At 62.0% G+C, this 18,468-nt stretch carries 16 protein-coding genes; 6 read left to right on the top strand and 10 right to left on the bottom strand.

All coding sequences use genetic code 11. The features are described from left to right. The first annotated feature begins 1 nt into the window (after position 1). Positions 2-1,111 carry an ABC transporter permease gene (locus tag AC56DI_RS01760; protein WP_324519193.1) on the top strand — a complete coding sequence of 370 codons (1,110 nt, stop codon included), beginning with the start codon at positions 2-4 and terminating at the stop codon, positions 1,109-1,111. Positions 1,112-1,308: 197 nt separating this feature from the next. Here the strand turns inward: AC56DI_RS01760 and AC56DI_RS01755 are convergent, their stop codons facing one another. After that, positions 1,309-1,722 carry a flagellar basal body-associated protein FliL gene (locus AC56DI_RS01755; RefSeq protein WP_496344675.1) on the bottom strand — a complete coding sequence of 138 codons (414 nt, stop codon included), beginning with the start codon at positions 1,720-1,722 and terminating at the stop codon, positions 1,309-1,311. Between the two features lie 170 nt (positions 1,723-1,892). Here AC56DI_RS01755 and AC56DI_RS01750 point away from each other — a divergent pair, with 170 nt between their 5' ends. Further along, the gene (locus AC56DI_RS01750; protein ID WP_496344674.1) at positions 1,893-2,870 is read left to right on the top strand and encodes an NADPH:quinone oxidoreductase family protein; all 978 of its coding nucleotides are present in this window, start codon (positions 1,893-1,895) and stop codon (positions 2,868-2,870) included. A gap of 127 nt (positions 2,871-2,997) precedes the next feature. Here AC56DI_RS01750 and AC56DI_RS01745 read toward each other — a convergent pair whose 3' ends face one another. The 4 genes from AC56DI_RS01745 to trxA all read right to left on the bottom strand — a co-directional run bounded on the left by AC56DI_RS01745 (position 2,998) and on the right by trxA (position 7,418). After that, complete coding sequence (locus tag AC56DI_RS01745; RefSeq protein ID WP_496344673.1) at positions 2,998-3,966, bottom strand: CDP-6-deoxy-delta-3,4-glucoseen reductase; 969 nt, start codon at positions 3,964-3,966, stop codon at positions 2,998-3,000. Next, positions 3,966-5,432, bottom strand: coding sequence for a 4-hydroxy-3-polyprenylbenzoate decarboxylase (ubiD, locus tag AC56DI_RS01740; RefSeq protein WP_496344672.1), 1,467 nt, complete (start codon positions 5,430-5,432; stop codon positions 3,966-3,968). The genes AC56DI_RS01745 and ubiD overlap by 1 nt, the downstream gene beginning before the upstream one ends. 146 nt (positions 5,433-5,578) lie before the next feature. Then, positions 5,579-6,838 (bottom strand): transcription termination factor Rho, encoded by a 1,260-nt coding sequence (gene rho / locus AC56DI_RS01735; protein WP_324519188.1) that lies wholly within the window; start codon positions 6,836-6,838, stop codon positions 5,579-5,581. A 253-nt stretch (positions 6,839-7,091) separates the two neighbouring features. Beyond that, complete coding sequence (gene trxA / locus AC56DI_RS01730) at positions 7,092-7,418, bottom strand: thioredoxin TrxA (RefSeq protein ID WP_324519187.1); 327 nt, start codon at positions 7,416-7,418, stop codon at positions 7,092-7,094. A 222-nt stretch (positions 7,419-7,640) separates the two neighbouring features. Between trxA and ppx the strand changes: the two genes are divergently transcribed. After that, positions 7,641-9,140: an exopolyphosphatase gene (gene ppx / locus AC56DI_RS01725; RefSeq protein WP_496344671.1), complete on the top strand. Its 1,500-nt coding sequence runs from the start codon at positions 7,641-7,643 to the stop codon at positions 9,138-9,140. 90 nt (positions 9,141-9,230) lie between these two features. On the opposite strand, the gene ppk1 is transcribed toward ppx, so the two are convergent. Both ppk1 and hemB read right to left on the bottom strand, forming a co-directional pair. Next, on the bottom strand, positions 9,231-11,426 hold the full coding sequence (gene ppk1 / locus AC56DI_RS01720; protein WP_496344670.1) for a polyphosphate kinase 1: 2,196 nt from the start codon (positions 11,424-11,426) through the stop codon (positions 9,231-9,233). Positions 11,427-11,446: 20 nt separating this feature from the next. Further along, positions 11,447-12,457 (bottom strand): porphobilinogen synthase, encoded by a 1,011-nt coding sequence (gene hemB / locus AC56DI_RS01715; RefSeq protein ID WP_324519184.1) that lies wholly within the window; start codon positions 12,455-12,457, stop codon positions 11,447-11,449. A gap of 220 nt (positions 12,458-12,677) precedes the next feature. On the opposite strand from hemB, the gene AC56DI_RS01710 reads away from it, so the two are divergent. Next, on the top strand, positions 12,678-13,238 hold the full coding sequence (locus tag AC56DI_RS01710) for a DedA family protein (protein ID WP_496344669.1): 561 nt from the start codon (positions 12,678-12,680) through the stop codon (positions 13,236-13,238). Here AC56DI_RS01710 and AC56DI_RS01705 read toward each other — a convergent pair whose 3' ends face one another. Then, on the bottom strand, positions 13,239-14,477 hold the full coding sequence (locus AC56DI_RS01705) for a sterol desaturase family protein (protein ID WP_496344668.1): 1,239 nt from the start codon (positions 14,475-14,477) through the stop codon (positions 13,239-13,241). 217 nt (positions 14,478-14,694) lie between these two features. Between AC56DI_RS01705 and elbB the strand changes: the two genes are divergently transcribed. Then, on the top strand, positions 14,695-15,366 hold the full coding sequence (gene elbB / locus AC56DI_RS01700) for an isoprenoid biosynthesis glyoxalase ElbB (protein ID WP_496344667.1): 672 nt from the start codon (positions 14,695-14,697) through the stop codon (positions 15,364-15,366). 108 nt (positions 15,367-15,474) lie between these two features. After that, positions 15,475-15,945: a thioesterase family protein gene (locus AC56DI_RS01695; protein ID WP_496344666.1), complete on the top strand. Its 471-nt coding sequence runs from the start codon at positions 15,475-15,477 to the stop codon at positions 15,943-15,945. Positions 15,946-16,053: 108 nt separating this feature from the next. Here AC56DI_RS01695 and AC56DI_RS01690 read toward each other — a convergent pair whose 3' ends face one another. Together AC56DI_RS01690 and AC56DI_RS01685 are read right to left on the bottom strand one after the other, a co-directional pair. Further along, positions 16,054-16,509: a YaiI/YqxD family protein gene (locus AC56DI_RS01690; RefSeq protein WP_422588025.1), complete on the bottom strand. Its 456-nt coding sequence runs from the start codon at positions 16,507-16,509 to the stop codon at positions 16,054-16,056. 5 nt (positions 16,510-16,514) lie between these two features. Beyond that, a complete protein-coding gene (locus tag AC56DI_RS01685) occupies positions 16,515-18,392 on the bottom strand; it encodes an FTR1 family protein (RefSeq protein WP_496344665.1) in 1,878 nt (625 codons plus the stop codon). Positions 18,393-18,468 lie beyond the last annotated feature (76 nt).

Genomic DNA, 18,468 nt, shown 5'->3' with positions numbered 1-18,468 from the left:
GATGAAACGTCTGGCGCACATCTACCGCCTCGGCCTGAAGGAACTCACCAGCCTGCGCCACGACAGCGTGCTGCTGGTCTTCCTGCTGTATGCCTTCAGCGTGGCCATCTACATGCCGGCCAAGGGTTCGATCATGGGCGTGCACAACGCCAGCGTAGCGATCGTCGACGAGGACCGCAGCGCTCTCTCGCGCAAGCTCGCCGACGCCCTGCTGCCACCGGAGTTCCAGGCACCCGTACCGCTGGCCTACGACAAGATGGACAGCGCCCTGGACAACGCCGACTTCACTTTCGTCCTCAACGTGCCGCCCAACTTCCAGAGCGACCTGCTGGCCGGCCGCCAGCCGCAGGTGCAACTCAACGTCGACGCCACCGCCATGAGCCAAGCCTTTATGGGCGCCGGTTACCTGGGGCGAATTTTCCAGCGTGAGCTGCTGGAGTACAGCCAGCAGACGACACCCAGCCCGATCGGCATGACCACCCGTGCGCTGTTCAACCCCAATCTGGAGGGCGGCTGGTTCCTGGCGGTGATTCAGATCGTCAACAACATCACCATTCTCGCCATCATCCTCACCGGCACCGCGCTGCTGCGCGAGCGCGAGCATGGCACCCTCGATCACCTGTTGGTGCTGCCGCTGACGGCGCTGGAGATCATGCTGGCGAAGATTCTCAGCAACGCTCTGGTGGTGGTGCTGTGCACCTGGGTGTCACTGGAGTTGGTAGTGAAAGGCTTGATTGGCGTGCCGCTGGCCGGGCCGCAGCCGATGTTTCTCGCGGTGACCGCGCTGTACCTGTTTGCCAGCACGGCGCTGGGGATTTTCCTCGCCACCCTGGCACGCTCGATCCCGCAGTTCGGCCTGCTGAGCATCCCAGTGATTATCCCGATGCTGCTGCTCTCGGGCGGCACCACACCGCTGGACAGCATGCCGACCTGGCTGCAGTGGGTGATGCAGGTGTCGCCCTCGACCCACTTTGTCAGCCTGTCCCAGGCGATCCTGTTCCGCCATGCCAGCCTGGAGCTGATCTGGCCGGAGCTGCTGGCCCTGACCAGCATCGGCTTGGTGTTCTTCGCCATCGCCCTGGGGCGCTTCCGCAAGAGTTTGGCGGCCTAAAAGCGCTATGAAGGTATTGCCCCGGATTGCATCCGGGCTACAGGTCTGCGCGGGAGTTTGACAGCCTGACGATGGAGAAAGCGTAGCGAGCGAAGGTTAAGCAAGGCGGCGGAGCTGGGAAAAAGCGGAGTTGGCTGGTGCCAATGAGCATTTGTCCCAGCTCCGCCAACGCCGCATAACCGAGCGCAGTAGCTTCCCTATTGCAGGATCAGGTTGTTGAACAGCAGGTCTTCAACATAGGGCTTGCCCTCTTCCTGCTCCAGCACCTGCTGCACTTGCTTAAGGGCTTCCTGGCGGAGCTTCTCTTTGGCATCCATGCTGCCGAGGGTTTCGTCGGTCTGCTGGGAAAACAGCTGCACCAGCTGATTGCGGATCAGCGGTTCGTGGTATTTAACCTTCTCCTCAGCCTCGCTGCCGGTGACTTTCAGGGCGATGTCGGCCTTGTAGAACTTCATCTTCATGCCGGAGCTGTAGTTGCCCACCAGCGCCGGGATGATGCCGACGTACATGACTTTCGGCGCGGCGTTTTCGCCTTCTTCCTTTTTCTCTTCCTGGGCGTGGGCGGCAAACGGCAAGGACAGGGCCAGCAGCAGTGCGATGAAAGCTTTCACAGAGGTCATTCCTGAGAGGGGTGGTGCCTAGAGTAGGTCCTAGCATAGCCATTGCCGCCGTCGCACCCAAGCCCAATGCTTATACAGTGCCATCAGAAGCGACCATGCTCGTTGACCAGCGACCACCGCTGCCTACACTGGGCGACCATAACAACTAACGGAGTAACCCCATGAAAGCCGTGCTGTGCAAAGCCTTCGGCCCTGCCGAAACCCTGGTATTGGAAGACGTTGCCAGCCCTGAGGTGAAGAAAACCGAGATCGTGCTGGACGTGCATGCTGCCGGGGTCAACTTCCCGGACACCCTGATCATCGAAGGCAAGTATCAGTTCAAGCCGCCTTTCCCATTTTCTCCGGGTGGCGAAGCGGCCGGCGTAGTGGCGGCAGTCGGCGAAAAAGTCAGTCATGTCAAAGTCGGTGACCGGGTCATGGCCCTGACCGGCTGGGGCAGCTTTGCCGAACAGGTGGCGGTGCCGGGTTACAACGTCATGCCGATTCCGGCCGGCATGGACTTCAACAGCGCTGCCGCCTTCGGCATGACCTACGGCACCTCGATGCACGCCCTCAAGCAGCGCGCCAACCTGCAGCCGGGCGAAACCCTGCTGGTACTCGGTGCCTCCGGCGGTGTCGGCCTGGCCGCAGTGGAAATTGGCAAGGCCATGGGTGCCAAGGTGATCGCCGCCGCCAGCAGCGCAGAGAAACTGGCCGTGGCCAAAGCCGCTGGCGCCGATGAGCTGATCAACTACAGCGAAACCAGCCTGAAGGACGAAGTGAAGCGCCTGACCGGCGGCCAGGGTGTGGACGTGATCTACGATCCGGTGGGCGGCGACCTGTTCGACCAGGCCATTCGCAGCATCGCCTGGAACGGCCGCCTGCTGGTGGTAGGTTTTGCCAGCGGGCGCATCCCGGAACTGCCGGTCAACCTCTGCCTACTCAAGGGCGCAGCAGTGCTCGGGGTGTTCTGGGGCGCGTTCGCCCAGCGCCAGCCGCAGGACAACGCGGCCAACTTCCAGCAGCTGTTCGCCTGGCACGCCGAAGGCAAGGTCACACCGCTGGTGTCGCAAGTCTTCCCGCTGGAACAGGCCGCCGAAGCGATCAATGCCCTCGGTCAGCGCAAGGCAGTCGGCAAAGTCGTGGTGCAGGTACGCTGAACTGCGTTTTGTAGGATGGGTTGAGCCTGCGATACCCATCGGTTGCGGCCCATGGGTATCGCTGCGCTCAACCCATCCTACGCAAAGAAAAAGGCCGCCCGAGGGCGGCCTTTTCTATTCCAGCGATTCAATCGCGCGGCGCGTAGGCAAATACGTCGGCGCGCATCTGCTGGGCATCCATACCCGCTTCCACCAGGGCATCCAGGGTCGCGTAGACCATCCCTGGCGAGCCACTGGCATACACGTGCAAGGGCTTGAGGTCGGCAAAGTCTTCACGCACCGCCGCATGCAGTAAACCCCGACGGCCCGGCCAGCGCGGGTCTTCACTGACCACGCGCTGTACACGCAGATTGGCCAGGGTCTGCCACTCCTGCCAATGCGGCAGCTCATAGAAATCCGCCGCCGTACGCGCGCCCCAGTAGAGGTGCACCGGGTATTTGAAGCCGGCCGCACGACAGTGCTCGATCAGGCTGTGCATCTGCGCCATGCCCGTGCCCGCGGCAATCAGCACCAACGGCCCTTCCGGCAACTCGGCCAAATGGGTGTCGCCGAAAGGCAATTGAATGCGCGCCAGCCCGTCGCGCTGCAATTGGGCCAGCAACTCCAGGCTGCTGGCTTCGCGCCCGAGGATATGCAACTCCAGCTCGCGCCCGCAGTGCGGTGCCGAGGCCAGGGAAAAGGCCGCCGGCTCGCTGCCCGCCCGCTCTATCAACAGATACTGCCCAGCGTGGTAGCGCGGCACCTTGCCCGCCGGCGTACGCAAGCGCACCCGCCAGACATCACCGCCAATCTCGGCACACTCAATCAACTGACAGCTGAGCCGGTGCTGCGGCAATTCGCCCGGTGCCAGCACGCCATCCCAGTGCAACAGGCAGTCTTCCAACGGCTCGGCCAGGCAGGTAAACAGCTCGCCATGCTCGCGCTCCTCACCACTCTGGCGCACCCGCCCCTGAATCAGCAGGGCCGCGCAGATATGGCAATTGCCGTTGCGACAGCTTTGCGGGCAGTCATAACCGAGGCGTCGCGCGCCATCGAGGATGCGCTCGCCGGGTTGCAACACAAGCACTGCACCTGAGGGTTGCAGGGTGACGTTCATCAGTCGATCCCCAACTCGGCCCACATGGCGTCAACGCGCTGCTTGATGGCCTCGTCCTGAACGATGGCGCGGCCCCATTCGCGATTGGTTTCGCCCGGCCATTTGTTCGTCGCATCCAGGCCCATTTTCGAGCCCAGGCCGGAGATCGGCGAAGCGAAGTCGAGGTAGTCGATTGGCGTGTTGTCGATCAGCACCGTGTCGCGCTTGGGGTCCATGCGCGTGGTGATGGCCCAAATCACGTCATTCCAGTCGCGGGCATTGATGTCGTCATCGGTGACGATAACGAACTTGGTGTACATAAACTGGCGCAGGAAACTCCACACCCCAAGCATCACGCGCTTGGCGTGGCCGGGGTACTGCTTCTTGATGGTGACCACCGCCATACGGTACGAGCAACCTTCCGGCGGCAGGTAGAAGTCGACAATCTCGGGAAACTGCTTCTGCAGGATCGGCACGAACACTTCGTTCAGCGCCACGCCGAGAATTGCCGGCTCATCCGGCGGACGGCCGGTGTAGGTGCTGTGGTAGATCGGCTTTTGCCGGCGGGTAATGCGCTCGACAGTAAACACCGGAAAGGTATCGACTTCGTTGTAGTAACCGGTGTGGTCGCCGTAAGGCCCTTCCGGCGCAGTTTCGCCAGGATGAATCACCCCTTCGAGGACGATCTCAGCACTGGCCGGCACCTGCAGGTCGCTGCCACGGGCCTTGACCAGTTCGGTGCGATGACCGCGCAGCAGGCCAGCAAACGCATACTCGGACAAGGTGTCCGGCACTGGCGTAACAGCACCGAGAATGGTCGCCGGATCGGCACCGAGGGCCACGCACACCGGGTAGGGACGATCCGGGTACTTCTCGCACCACTCACGGAAATCCAGGGCGCCGCCACGGTGGCTGAGCCAGCGCATGATCACCTTGTTGCGGCCGATCACCTGCTGACGATAAATACCGAGGTTCTGCCGCTCTTTATTCGGCCCCTTGGTGATGGTCAGGCCCCAGGTAATCAACGGGCCAACATCGCCCGGCCAGCAGGTTTGCACCGGCAGCTTGGTGAGGTCGACATCATCGCCCTCCTCGATCACTTCCTGGCAGGGCGCGTCCTTGACCACCTTGGGCGCCATGGCCAGCACCTTGCGAAAGATCGGCAACTTGCTCCAGGCATCCTTCAGCCCTTTGGGCGGCTCCGGCTCCTTGAGAAAGGCCAGCAGCTTGCCGATTTCGCGCAGCTCGCTGACTTCTTCCGCGCCCATGCCCAAGGCCACGCGCTTGGGTGTGCCGAACAGGTTGCCGAGCACCGGCATGTCGAAACCCGTGGGGTTTTCAAACAGCAGCGCCGGGCCGCCCTTGCGCAGGGTGCGGTCGCAGATTTCAGTCATTTCCAGCACGGGTGAAACTGGCGCGCTGATACGCTTGAGTTCGCCGCGCTGTTCAAGACCGCGGATAAAGTCGCGAAGGTCGCGATACTGCATGCTAGAGCCCCATTTGCGGCGCACGAGTCGAAGGCTAAAGTTTAGCGCCGAACTCGGTTATTCAGAAGAAGCAATCGGCCAGCGCCAGTGGCAGACAGACAAAAGCCGGGTTTCCCCGGCTCTTGTGCGCTGCAACATACTGACGCTTATTTGCGCTTCATGGACATGAAGAACTCTTCGTTAGTCTTGGTCTGCTTCAGCTTGTCGAGCAGGAAGTCGATCGCTGCGATTTCGTCCATCGGGTGCAGCAGCTTGCGCAGAATCCACATGCGCTGCAGCTCGTCTTCGGCCGTCAGCAACTCTTCGCGGCGGGTACCGGATTTGTTGATGTTGATGGCCGGGAATACGCGCTTCTCGGAAACACGGCGATCAAGGATCAGCTCCATGTTGCCGGTGCCCTTGAACTCTTCGTAGATCACTTCGTCCATCTTCGAGCCGGTTTCCACCAGCGCAGTGGCGATGATGGTCAGCGAACCGCCTTCTTCGATGTTACGCGCGGCGCCAAAGAAGCGTTTCGGCTTCTCTAGGGCGTGGGCGTCGACACCACCGGTGAGGACCTTGCCGGAGCTCGGGATCACGGTGTTGTAGGCACGCGCCAGACGGGTGATGGAGTCGAGCAGGATGACCACGTCTTTCTTGTGCTCAACCAGGCGCTTGGCCTTCTCGATCACCATTTCGGCCACTTGCACGTGGCGAGTTGGCGGCTCGTCGAAGGTCGAGGCAACCACTTCGCCGCGCACAGTGCGCTGCATCTCGGTTACTTCTTCCGGACGCTCATCGATCAACAGAACGATCAGGTGGCATTCCGGGTTGTTGCGCGCGATGTTGGCGGCAATGTTCTGCAGCATGATGGTCTTGCCCGCTTTCGGCGGAGCAACGATCAGGCCGCGCTGACCTTTACCGATGGGTGCACACAGGTCGATGACCCGGCCGGTAAGGTCTTCTGTGGAGCCGTTACCGGCTTCCATCACCAGACGCTTGGTGGGGAACAACGGCGTCAGGTTTTCGAACAGGATCTTGTTCTTGGCGTTTTCCGGACGGTCGTAGTTGATCGTGTCGACCTTGAGCAGGGCGAAATAACGCTCGCCTTCTTTCGGCGGGCGGATCTTGCCAACGATGGTGTCGCCGGTACGCAGGTTGAAACGACGGATCTGGCTGGGCGACACATAGATGTCGTCTGGGCCAGCCAGGTAGGACGAGTCAGCGGAGCGCAGGAAGCCGAAGCCGTCCTGGAGAATCTCCAGCACGCCATCACCGGAAATTTCCTCGCCGCCTTTAGCGTGTTTTTTCAACAACGAGAAAATCACATCTTGCTTGCGCGAACGGGCCATATTTTCTATGCCCAGTTGTTCGGCCATTTCCAGCAGTTCGGTAATCGGCTTTTGCTTGAGTTCGGTCAGATTCATAGGAATGACGTAATCACGAGGAGAGAGGTAAGCACTTGGCTTAAGAGGCCGCGCCGCGAGGAAGGCGACAAGATCGCTACACTGGATTCGCATTCAGAATGCGTCGGCGACGGCTGGTAGAGGGCAACGGAGAAACCGTTGCGAGCCGAATGTAACACCGGCTTTAGGCAGCCGTCCAGCCTTCCAATAGAAAAAGCCCCGCAGTTTGCGGGGCTTTTAGCACAACGCTGATCGGCGGCAGCGCCGCACGCAATCAGATGTTGGCGTCGAGGAACGCAGCCAGTTGCGACTTGGACAGGGCGCCCACTTTAGTGGCTTCGACGTTGCCGTTCTTGAACAGCATCAGGGTCGGAATGCCACGTACGCCAAACTTCGGCGGAGTGTCCTGGTTTTCATCGATGTTCAATTTGCACACTTTCAGTTTGCCCTGGTAGGTCTGGGCAATTTCGTCCAGTACCGGCGCAATCATCTTGCACGGGCCACACCATTCAGCCCAGTAATCGACCAGTACTGCGCCTTCAGCCTTGAGTACATCTTGTTCGAAGCTGGCGTCAGTAACATTGGTGATGAATTCGCTCATGGAAAATCTCCGCGGTCGCAAGCAATAAGTGACGCGCATGATAGCCCGCCTTGACGCTCGCTGAAAGGCGCAGACGATTAAGCCTAGCTATCGCCATAGCGGTTAGAATCGATCAACCGCCCAGACGCGCGGCGCGACATTGCGCCGCGGCCACCTGACGCGACCGGGCATAAACCCCTATCATGGCGAGATCTTGCCGTTCCGCATCGAGACCTATCAACCATGCTGCAAGCCGCTGCCAAGCACTTTTCCATGATCGCCGCCATTGACCTGGGCTCCAACAGCTTCCATATGGTTCTGGCCAAAGCCGATCATGGCGAGATCCGCATCCTTGAGCGCCTCGGCGAAAAGGTTCAGCTGGCTGCCGGCATCGATGAGCAACGCTTAATGAGCGAAGAAGCCATGCAGCGCGGCCTCGACTGCCTGCGTCGCTTTGCCCAGCTGATCATCGGCCTACCGGAAGGTGCGGTGCGCATCGTCGGCACCAACGCCCTGCGCGAAGCGCGCAACCGCGGCGAATTTATCCGCCGCGCCGAAGCCATTCTGGGCCACCCGGTGGAAGTTATTTCTGGCCGCGAAGAGGCACGCCTGATCTACCTCGGCGTCTCCCACAGCAGTGCCGACACCCCCGGCAAACGCCTGGTGGTGGACATCGGCGGCGGCAGCACCGAATTCATCGTCGGCCAACGCTTTGAGCCGCTGCTGCGCGAAAGCCTGCAGATGGGCTGTGTCAGCTTCACGCAGCGTTATTTCCGCGACGGCAAGATCACCCCTGCACGCTATGCCCAGGCCTACACCGCCGCCCGCCTGGAGCTGATGGGCATCGAGCACGCCCTGCGCCGTCTCGGCTGGCAGGAAGCCCTGGGCGCCTCGGGCACCATTCGCGCCATTGGCCTGGTGCTCAAGGAAGCCGGGCAAGGCAACGGCGGGATCAACCCGACCGGGCTGACCTGGCTCAAGCGCAAAGTGCTGAAGCTCGGCGAAGTCGACAAACTGGATTTGCCCGGCATCAAACCCGACCGCCGGAGTATTTTCCCGGCCGGCCTGGCGATCATGGAAGCCATCTCCGACGCCCTGTCGCTGGAAGGCATGAGCCACTCCGAAGGCGCGCTGCGTGAGGGCGTGCTTTATGACCTGCTAGGCCGTCATCAGCACGAGGACGTGCGTGAGCGCACCCTCAGCGCTCTGCAGGAGCGCTACCACGTCGACCTGGAGCAAGCCACGCGGGTCGAGGAAAAAGCCTTGTCGGCATTCGATCAAGTGGCAACCGACTGGCAGCTGGACGACGAGTGGCGCGACCTGTTGATCTGGGCCGCACGGGTCCACGAAATCGGCCTGGATATCGCCCACTACCACTACCACAAACACGGTGCTTACCTGATTGAGCACTCGGACCTGGCCGGTTTCTCGCGCCTCGACCAGCAGATGCTGGCCCTGCTGGTGCGTGGCCATCGGCGCAATATCCCCAAAGACAAGCTCAGCGACTTCGCCGATCAAGGGCAAAGCCTGCTGCGCCTCTGCGTGCTGCTGCGCTTCGCCATCCTCTTCCACCACATCCGTGGCAGTCAGGAAATGCCCAAGGTCGCTCTCCAGGCCGGCCCGCAGAGCCTCGACATACGCTTCCCTGCCGACTGGCTTGAGGCCAACCCACTGACCCAGGCCGACTTCGCCCAAGAAGCCGACTGGCTGAAACGCATCGGTTTTACCCTGCGCATCAGCTAACCCGCCGCTTAAGTTCACCACCACTCAGCAATCAGGCACAAAAAAGCCCCGGCAGACGCGCTGCGCGGGGCCTGTTCAGGCGTGCGGCGTTTATCGCACCGGCGGCAAGCTGGTGAGCTTCTCCAGCAAGGTCGCCTGGGCATTGCGGTGGTGCTGATTGCCGCTGGGCGTATGGCGCACATAACGGCCATCAGGCTGCAGAATCCAGCTCTGGGTGTTGTCCGTCAGGTAGGTTTCAAGCTCCTTCTTGACGCGCAGGATCAGGCGCTTGCCTTCGATCGGGAAGCAAGTCTCGACGCGCTTGTCGAGGTTGCGCTCCATCAGGTCGGCACTCGACAGATACAGCTGCTCTTCACCACCGTTGTAGAAGTAGTAGATGCGGCTGTGCTCGAGGAAGCGACCGATGATCGAGCGCACCTGAATGTTGTGCGACACGCCCGGCACACCTGGACGCAGGCAGCACATGCCGCGCACCACCAGGTCGATCTTCACCCCGCACTGACTGGCTTTGTACAACGCACGGATGATCTTCGGATCAGTCAGCGAGTTGATCTTGGCCATGATGTGCGCCGGCTTGCCATCGCTGGCGAACTGGGTTTCCCGCGCGATCATGTCGAGAATGCCCTTCTTCAGGGTGAAGGGTGCGTGCAGCAGCTTCTTCATGCGCAAGGTCTTGCCCATGCCGATCAGCTGACTAAACAGCTTGGACACGTCCTCACACAGCGCCTCATCCGAGGTCAGCAGGCTGTAGTCGGTGTACAACTTGGCATTGCCGGCGTGGTAGTTGCCGGTGCCGAGGTGGGCATAGCGAACGATCTCGCCGCTCTCGCGACGCAGAATCAGCATCATCTTGGCGTGGGTCTTGAAGCCGACCACACCGTAAATCACCACCGCACCGGCGGCCTGCAGGCGACTGGCCAGGGCCAGGTTGGACTCTTCATCGAAGCGCGCACGCAGCTCGATCACCGCAGTGACTTCCTTGCCGTTACGGGCAGCCTCCACCAGTGCATCGACGATTTCCGAGTTAGCCCCGGAACGGTACAGGGTCTGTTTGATGGCCAGCACGTGCGGGTCTTTGGCGGCCTGGCGCAGCAGGTCGACCACTGGGGTGAACGACTCGAACGGGTGCAACAAGAGGATGTCCTGCTTGCTCACCACGTTGAAGATGTTCTCGCTGTTCTGCAGTGCCTTGGGGATCACCGGGGTAAACGGCTTGCACTGCAGCTCCGGGTGGCTGGCCAGACCGGTGATGCTGAACAGACGCGTAAGGTTGACCGGGCCATTGACCCGATACAGCTCGCTGTCGCTCAGGCTGAACTGCTTGAGCAGGTAATTCGACAAATGCTGCGGACAGGTGTCTGCCACTTCTAGGCGCACCGCATCGCCATAACGGCGCGAGAACAACTCGCCACGCAGGGCACGGGCCAGGTCTTCGACGTCCTCGGTGTCCACCGACAAATCGGCGTTACGGGTCAGACGGAACTGGTAGCAGCCTTTAACCTTCATGCCCTGGAACAGGTCATCGGCGTGGGCGTGGATCATCGACGAGAGGAACACGTAGTTGTCACCGGGACCGCCGACGTCCTCAGGCACCTTGATCACCCGCGGCAGCAAACGCGGCGCCGGGATGATGGCCAAACCGGAGTCGCGGCCGAAGGCATCCACACCTTCCAGCTCAACGATAAAGTTCAGGCTCTTGTTCACCAGCAGCGGGAACGGGTGCGTCGGATCGAGGCCGATGGGGGTGATGATCGGCGCAATTTCGTCACGGAAATAACGGCGCACCCAGGTCTTCAGCTTCAGGGTCCAGTTGCGCCGGCGGATAAAGTTGATGTGATGTTTGGCCATTGCCGGCAGCAGCACATCGTTGAGGATGGCGTACTGGCGATCGACCTGCTCATGCACCAGCTCGGCAATCCGCGCCAGCGCCTGATGGGGCTGCAGGCCATCGGCACCGGCCTGTTCACGGGCGAAGGTGATCTGCTTCTTCAGACCCGCCACACGAATCTCGAAGAACTCATCCAGGTTGCTGGAGAAGATCAGCAGGAACTTCAACCGCTCCAGCAGCGGATAGGACTCATCCAGCGCCTGTTCCAGCACGCGGATATTGAACTTCAGCTGCGACAACTCGCGGTGGATATACAGGCTGCTGTCATCCAGCCCCGGCACCACGTAGGCGGCCGGGGTCTGAGCCACCACCTCCGGCGCGGCTGGCGTCTCCACTACGGGCGCCTCCACGGGCAGTTCGTCGGGGGTCAAATCAGCGCTGGGTCCTTCGGTATTCATGGGTTCTTCCTGTGGGCGTTCTAGCCCTGTTTAAGCAACTGCGCCGCGCGTTTGGCGAAATAGGTAAGGATGCCATCGGCACCCGCGCGCTTGAAAGCGGTCAGGGATTCGAGGATCACCGCCTCGCTCAGCCAGCCATTCTGAATGGCGGCCATGTGCATGGCGTACTCACCGCTGACCTGGTAGACAAATGTCGGCACGCGAAATTCCGTCTTCACCCGCTGCAGGATATCCAGATATGGCATGCCTGGCTTGACCATAACCATATCGGCGCCTTCGGCGAGGTCCGCCGCCACTTCATGCAGGGCCTCGTCGCCGTTGGCCGGGTCCATCTGGTAGGTGTTCTTACTGCCCTTGCCGAGGTTGGCGGCCGAGCCGACGGCATCACGGAACGGCCCGTAGTAGGCGCTGGCATACTTGGCCGAGTAGGCCATGATCCGCACGTTGGGGTAATCGGCCAGCTCCAGGGCTTCGCGAATCGCCTGCACACGGCCATCCATCATGTCCGACGGCGCCACAACCTGGGCACCAGCGGCGGCATGGGACAGCGCCTGCTTGACCAGCGCATCGACGGTGATGTCGTTCTGCACGTAGCCAGCCTCATCAAGGATGCCGTCCTGACCGTGAGTGGTGAACGGGTCCAGGGCCACGTCAGTGATGACGCCCAACTCGGGAAACTTGGCACGCAACGCACGGGTGGCGCGTTGGGCGATGCCCTCGGGGTTCCAGGCTTCCTCGGCGAGCAGTGATTTCTTTTCCAGCGCCGTCACCGGAAACAGTGCCAGCGCCGGAATGCCCAGAGCCACCCACTCTTCGGCTTCTTGCAGCAGCAGGTCGATGGACAGACGCTCCACCCCCGGCATCGAGGCCACGGCTTCACGGCGGTTTTCACCGTCGAGCACGAACACCGGCAGGATCAGGTCATCCACCGTCAACACATTCTCACGCACCAGACGACGGGAAAACTCGTCACGGCGATTGCGCCGCAGGCGGGTGGCGGGGAACAGACGATTGGCGGGGGTAAAGCTCACGGCAGACTCCTGAGCCCGCGCTGGCGGGCGAGTGTGACAGTTATAAGCGGGCATTATGACCAAAGCATGACAGCCTGCGCCGGCCTGCGGCTAGTGGTCGCAGCAGCGCCGCGCAAGCCACTGCCGCCATTGTCCACAGCCAGGCAATCGGCGGCCAGCGCTTTCCCACATAAGCAGGAAGGGTTAGTCTGCCAGCCCTCTTCTTCAATGCGCCGCCATCATGCTCGAACAATTTCTCCAGGATTTTGGCTACCTCGCCCTGTTTATCGGTACGTTTTTCGAGGGCGAAACCATCCTGGTGCTGGCCGGCGTTGCAGCCTCGTTTGGCAAGCTGGAACTCAACTGGGTCATGCTCACGGCGTTTTGCGGCAGCTATGCCGGCGACCAGCTCTGGTATTACATGGGTCGCCACAAAGGCCGCCAGCTGCTGGAGCGCAACCCGCGCTGGCATAACATGGGCGAGCGCGCCCTGCGCCTGATCAAGCGCCACCCTGACCTGTGGGTGCTGAGTTTTCGCTTCTTCTACGGCCTGCGCACCGTGATGCCGGTGGCCATTGGCCTGTCGGGCTATCCGCCGCTGCGCTATCTGGTCCTCAATGGCATTGGTGCCATCGTCTGGGCCGTGGCGCTGGGCTATGCCGCCTTCTACTTTGGCGCCGCCCTGGAGACCATGCTAGGCGACATCAAGCGCTACGAGCTGTGGATTCTCGCCGCGCTGGTGCTGATCGGCGCAGGCCTGTGGCTGCGCCGCTGGTTGAAGGGCAACAAAAGCGCCGACTGATCAGGCGGCCTGCAGCCCCTGAGCTGACGCAGGCAGGCGCCACAACCACAAAGCACTCGCCAGTGCGTACAACGCCAGCACGCTCCAACCCGCCGCATCCACCGGCAACAGCGCAGCCTGCTGCAGAGCCAACAGCAATGGCACGCTCGACAGCAGGCGCAGCACTTCCAGCAGCCGCGCCAACGGACGGTTTTCCAGCCAAACGCCCAAGCTGTACAAACCAAACGCCACCCAGGCCCAGCTCGCGATCAGCAAGCCCAGCGTCAGACTTTCACTGATCGCCAGCAGGTAAGTGCCACCGACGAGATACAGGGCGAACTGCACCCCGGCATAGACCTTTTGCCCAGCACTCAGCGGCACCTCGAATTTAACGAACTGGCTCAGCTCCGACTTACTCAGCGGGTACTTGGCCGCCACGTCGGCGGGGCGCCAACCGGTAGGCATAAACCAGATGCGCAGTTTGTCCCACCAGGACGCTGCCCGCGCCGCATCCCGCCACAGCTGCACGTAAAACTGCAGGTTGGCCCACAGCGGATTCCAGCTAGCCAGCGGCGTGGTCACCCCGAAGATCACCGGCTCCTCATCCAGCTCTTCCTGGAAGGTGCCGAACAGCCGATCCCAGATGATAAAGACACCGCCGTAGTTACGGTCCATGTAGATCGCGTTCTGTGCATGATGGGCACGGTGATTGGACGGCGTGACGAAGGCCCATTCGTACCAGCCGAGCTTGGGCACATGACGGGTGTGCACCCAGAATTGATAGAGCAGGTTGAGTGCCGCCACCGTGAGGAACACCAACAGCGGCACCCCGAGCACAGCCAGGGGTAGGTAGAAGATCCAACCAAACAGAAAGCCGCTGCTGGTCTGGCGCAGGGCCGTCGACAGGTTGTAGTCCTCACTCTGGTGATGCACCGAGTGCGCCGCCCACAGCACATTGCGCTCGTGGCCTAAGCGGTGGTTCCAGTAGTAGCAGAAGTCGTACAGCACAAACGCCAGCACCCAGATCCAGGTCTGCTGCGCCGACAGCTCAAACAGCGCCAAGTGCTGCACGGCAAAGCCGTAAGTGAGCAACCCCAGGCCCTTGGTCAGCAAGCCACTGACCTGTGACAGCACGCCCGCACTCAAGCTGTTGATGCTGTCCGCCAGACGATAGGTGCTGACCCCGCGCCAGCGATCCAGCAGCAGCTCAAGGCCAATCAGCACAAAGAAAAACGGTATTGCATAGAGAACGTAATTCATCAGTCACCCATAGCGTCACGCGGTGGTGGGCCCCAAGGTACGCGGCCATTTCATTTGCTTGCGATGAAACGGGAACAGCCCCTAGGATGGCCCTATTGCTTGCATCCTAGCCCAAGCCCTGCGGCGCGCCGCGACGGCAAATGCCAACCTGGGGGGCATTTGGCGACACCCGTGGCGCCAGCACATCAAGCCCCAGGCGATTTATCAGGAGATCACCATGCACAAGAAAGTCGCTGTCATTCTTTCCGGCTGTGGCGTTTACGACGGCGCGGAAATTCACGAAAGCGTGCTCACCCTGCTGCGCCTCGATCAGCGCGGCGCCCAGGTGCAGTGCTTTGCGCCGGACATCGCACAGCACCACGTGATCAATCACCTGAGCGGTGAAGTGATGAACGAAAGCCGCAACGTGCTGGTGGAGTCGGCGCGCATTGCCCGTGGCCAAGTCCTCGACGTGCGCGAACTGCAGGCCAGCGAGTTCGACGCGTTGATCCTGCCCGGCGGCTTCGGCGTGGCCAAGAACCTCTCCGACTTCGCCAGCCAGGGCGCCGCCTGCAGCGTGCAAGCCGATGTGCTGCGCACTACACAAAGCTTTGTCGCCGCGCACAAACCGATCGGCCTGCTGTGCATCGCCCCTGTGCTGGCCGCGAAAATCTTCGGCCCCGGCGTGTTCTGCAGCATCGGCCAGGATGTCGACACTGCGGCGGCCATCGAGCAAATGGGCGGCGTGCACCAGGCCTGTGAAGTCAGCGAAATCTGCGAAGACCCGGCGCGCAAACTGGTGACCACCCCAGCGTACATGCTGGCCCATTCGATCAGCGAAGCCGCCAGTGGCATCAACAAACTGGTCGATCGGGTGCTGGAACTGGCCAATCCGCAGCAGCCCGGCTAAAAACCGGGCATACCGGCCAACCCTCCGGCCACTCCCGCCGCGGCGCTGGTCAACGCCGCGGCGATGCACCAGCGTAGGCCAACCTCCATCGCATCTTGCAGGTGCCCCATGCACAAAGCCCCCTTTGAACTGACCGCCGAGCTGCAAGAGGCGGTGCGTGGCTTCTTCGAACGCATCCCCTTCAATCAATCACTGGGCATCCAGATTGGCGAGCTGACCGTCGACAAGGTCAGCATGCACCTGCCGATGAAGCCCGAGCTGATTGGTAACTTCGTCCAGGGCATTCTTCACGGTGGGGTGATCTCCGCGCTGCTGGATGTCACCGGCGGCGCTATGGCCCTGATTGGGGCGTTCGAGCGCCACCATCATCTGTCGGCCGCCGAGCGCATGGCCAAGCTGTCCAAGCTCGGCACCATCGACCTGCGCATCGACTACCTGCGCCCAGGTCGCGGCCAGCACTTCACCGCCCAGGCGGTGCTGCTGCGCTCGGGCAACAAAGTGGCAGTGGTACGTTCTGAATTGCACGCCGATGACGGCACCCTGGTGGCGGTGGGCACCGGCACCTATCTGTGCGGCTGAGCCCACGCCCGGTTTGGCTGGCAATAGGTAGGATGGGTTGAGCTTGCGATACCCATCAAGCTTGATGGGTTACACCGCTACGCGGCTAACCCATCCTACAACGAACACTCAGACCTGCCGCTGCAGACGAGTGAGAATCCGATCCAGCGCATTGGCGAAGGCCTGCTTTTCGCGCTCGCCATAGGCGCCCTGACCGCCGCCCATCTGCCCCTGCTCGCGCAGCTCAGTAAACAGATTGCGCACCGCCAGCCGCTCGCCCATGTTGCCGGCGTCGAACTCCTTGCCGCGTGGGTCGAGGGCAGCTACGCCCTTCTTCACCAGGCGGTCGGCCAACGGAATGTCGCTGCAAATCACCAGCTCGCCGGGTTGGGCATGCTCGACCAGATAATCGTCGGCGGCATCAGGGCCGCTGGGCACTACGATTAAGCGCACGCAAGCGAACGCCGGCTTGATCTGCCCCTGACCGGCTACCAAGACCACCTGTAACTGGCGCTTGAGGGCGAATTTAACCAGCTGATCCTTGGCCAGTTTCGGACAGGCGTCGGCATCGACCCAAACGCGCAGCCCCGTCATGCCGGGCTCTGACGCAGCCAGCTGCGCCCGTAGAGCACCAACACGCCGGCCAGGGCCAGACCCTGTGCCGCCAGCGACCAGGCATCCGGGTGAATGCCCAGCCAGTCAAACTCGAAGAACGCCACCGGGTGGGCGCCGAAGATTCCGGCCTCCTGCAGGGCTTTGACCCCGTGGCCGGCATACACCACCGACAGCACGCAGAGCAGCACCGCGTTGACGCTGAAGAAGGTCGCCAGCGGCAATTTTGCCGAGCCGCGCAAAATCACCCAAGCCAGCACCAGCAACAGCAGCAGCGCCGCACCGGCACCCGCCAGCACCATGCTGTGGCCGCCAGGGCCGGCCTGCAGCCAGAGGGTTTCGTAGAACAGGATGACCTCGAACAGCTCGCGGTACACGGCAAAGAACGCCAGCGCGGCAAAACCGAAACGCCCACCGCCGCCCTGTAGATGGCCACGGATACTGGCCTGCCAAGCGGCGGCGTGGCGGCGGTCGTGCATCCACACGCCGACCCAAAGCAGCACCACACTGGCAAACAGCGCGGTGCCACCCTCCAGCAGCTCGCGCTGGGCGCCACTGACATCAATCACATAAGCCGCCAGCGCCCAAGTCGCCACGCCCGCCAACAGCGCCAAGCCCCAGCCCGCGTGCACACTGCGCAGCGAGTGCTGCTGGCCGGTGTTGCGCAGGAAGGCGAGGATCGCCGCAAGCACCAGAATCGCCTCCAGGCCCTCGCGCAGGAGAATCATCAGGCTGGAGATAAAGCTCAGTGAGGCGCTCATGCCGCCACCCTTGAGCAGCTCGGCACAACTGTTCAGTTTGAGTTTGGCCTGCTGCAGCAAGGCCTCGGCCTCGGTAATCGGCAGACCGTCCTGCAGGGCCTGTCGATAGGCCATCAGGGCTTTCTCGGTGTCCTTGCGCAGCTGCGGATCGAGGTTGTTGAGGCCGCTTTCCACCAGTTCGAAGCCTTCCAGATAAGCGCCCACCGCCAGGTCATAGGCCTGCTCGGGCTCGCCGTTGGCATAGGCCGCCAGGCTCTGGTCGAGGGTTTGCACGGTGTGCTCAATCAGCTGCTGCGGGCCGCGCTGGGGTTGCGGTGGCGTGGCGCGCTGGGCACGGAACGCGGCGGCCTGCTCGGCACCCTGAGTCGCGAGGATTTGTGCGGGCGTTTGTTCAACCAGTTCGCCGAGGCTGAAAGGGGTCGTACCGGCGGTCGCTGGATCGGCACTGAAGCCGGCCACGTAACTGGCCAGGTCCCAGCGCTGACGCTCGTCCAGTTGATCGCTGAAAGCGGCCATCTCGGTGCCGTCGATGCCCAGGCTGAGGGTATTGAACAGGTCATACAGGCTCAGGCTGTCGAGCCGCGCCTGGTGCTGGAAATTGCTCGGTGGCGGCTGCAAGCCTAAGCCTGCCGGACCATCGCCAGCCCCGGCATTGCCGTGGCACACGCTGCACTGTTCGGCATACAGGGCCTGACCGCGCTGCGGGTCGGGCGTGATCGCGGGCAACAGGCTGAGCTGGTAGATCTGTCGCAGGCGTTCGGCCAGATGACGGGCCTGGCCAGCCACCTCAACCCCAGGTGCGCGCTGCGTCACCGCTTGCTGCAACTGCACCACACCGCGTTCCAGTTCGACCCGCTGCGGGTGGGCCGGCAGGCTTAGCAACAGCTCCTGCAACACCCCGAGAAACTCCAGCTGCTCGCGGTACTCGCTGGCATCGACCACCTCGCCATTGGCTACGGTGGCCGGGTAATCAGCGCCCAGGTAACCCAGCAGGTGCAGGGCCCGCGCGGCAGGCTCGGCGGCGGCGGCCCATAACGGCGCACTCATGAAGGTCAGCAAAGAAAACACAACACAACGGACCAGACGAGCAGACATAAACAAAGCCAAATGAGAATCGGATTGATTTATTATCCGCCTCACAGCCCAGCCACTCAAGCCTGATGGCTTGTGA

Source organism: Pseudomonas sp. BGA-UO-ETr-WB11 (assembly GCF_059567785.1).
This window is presented reverse-complemented; position numbering and strand designations above follow the sequence as displayed.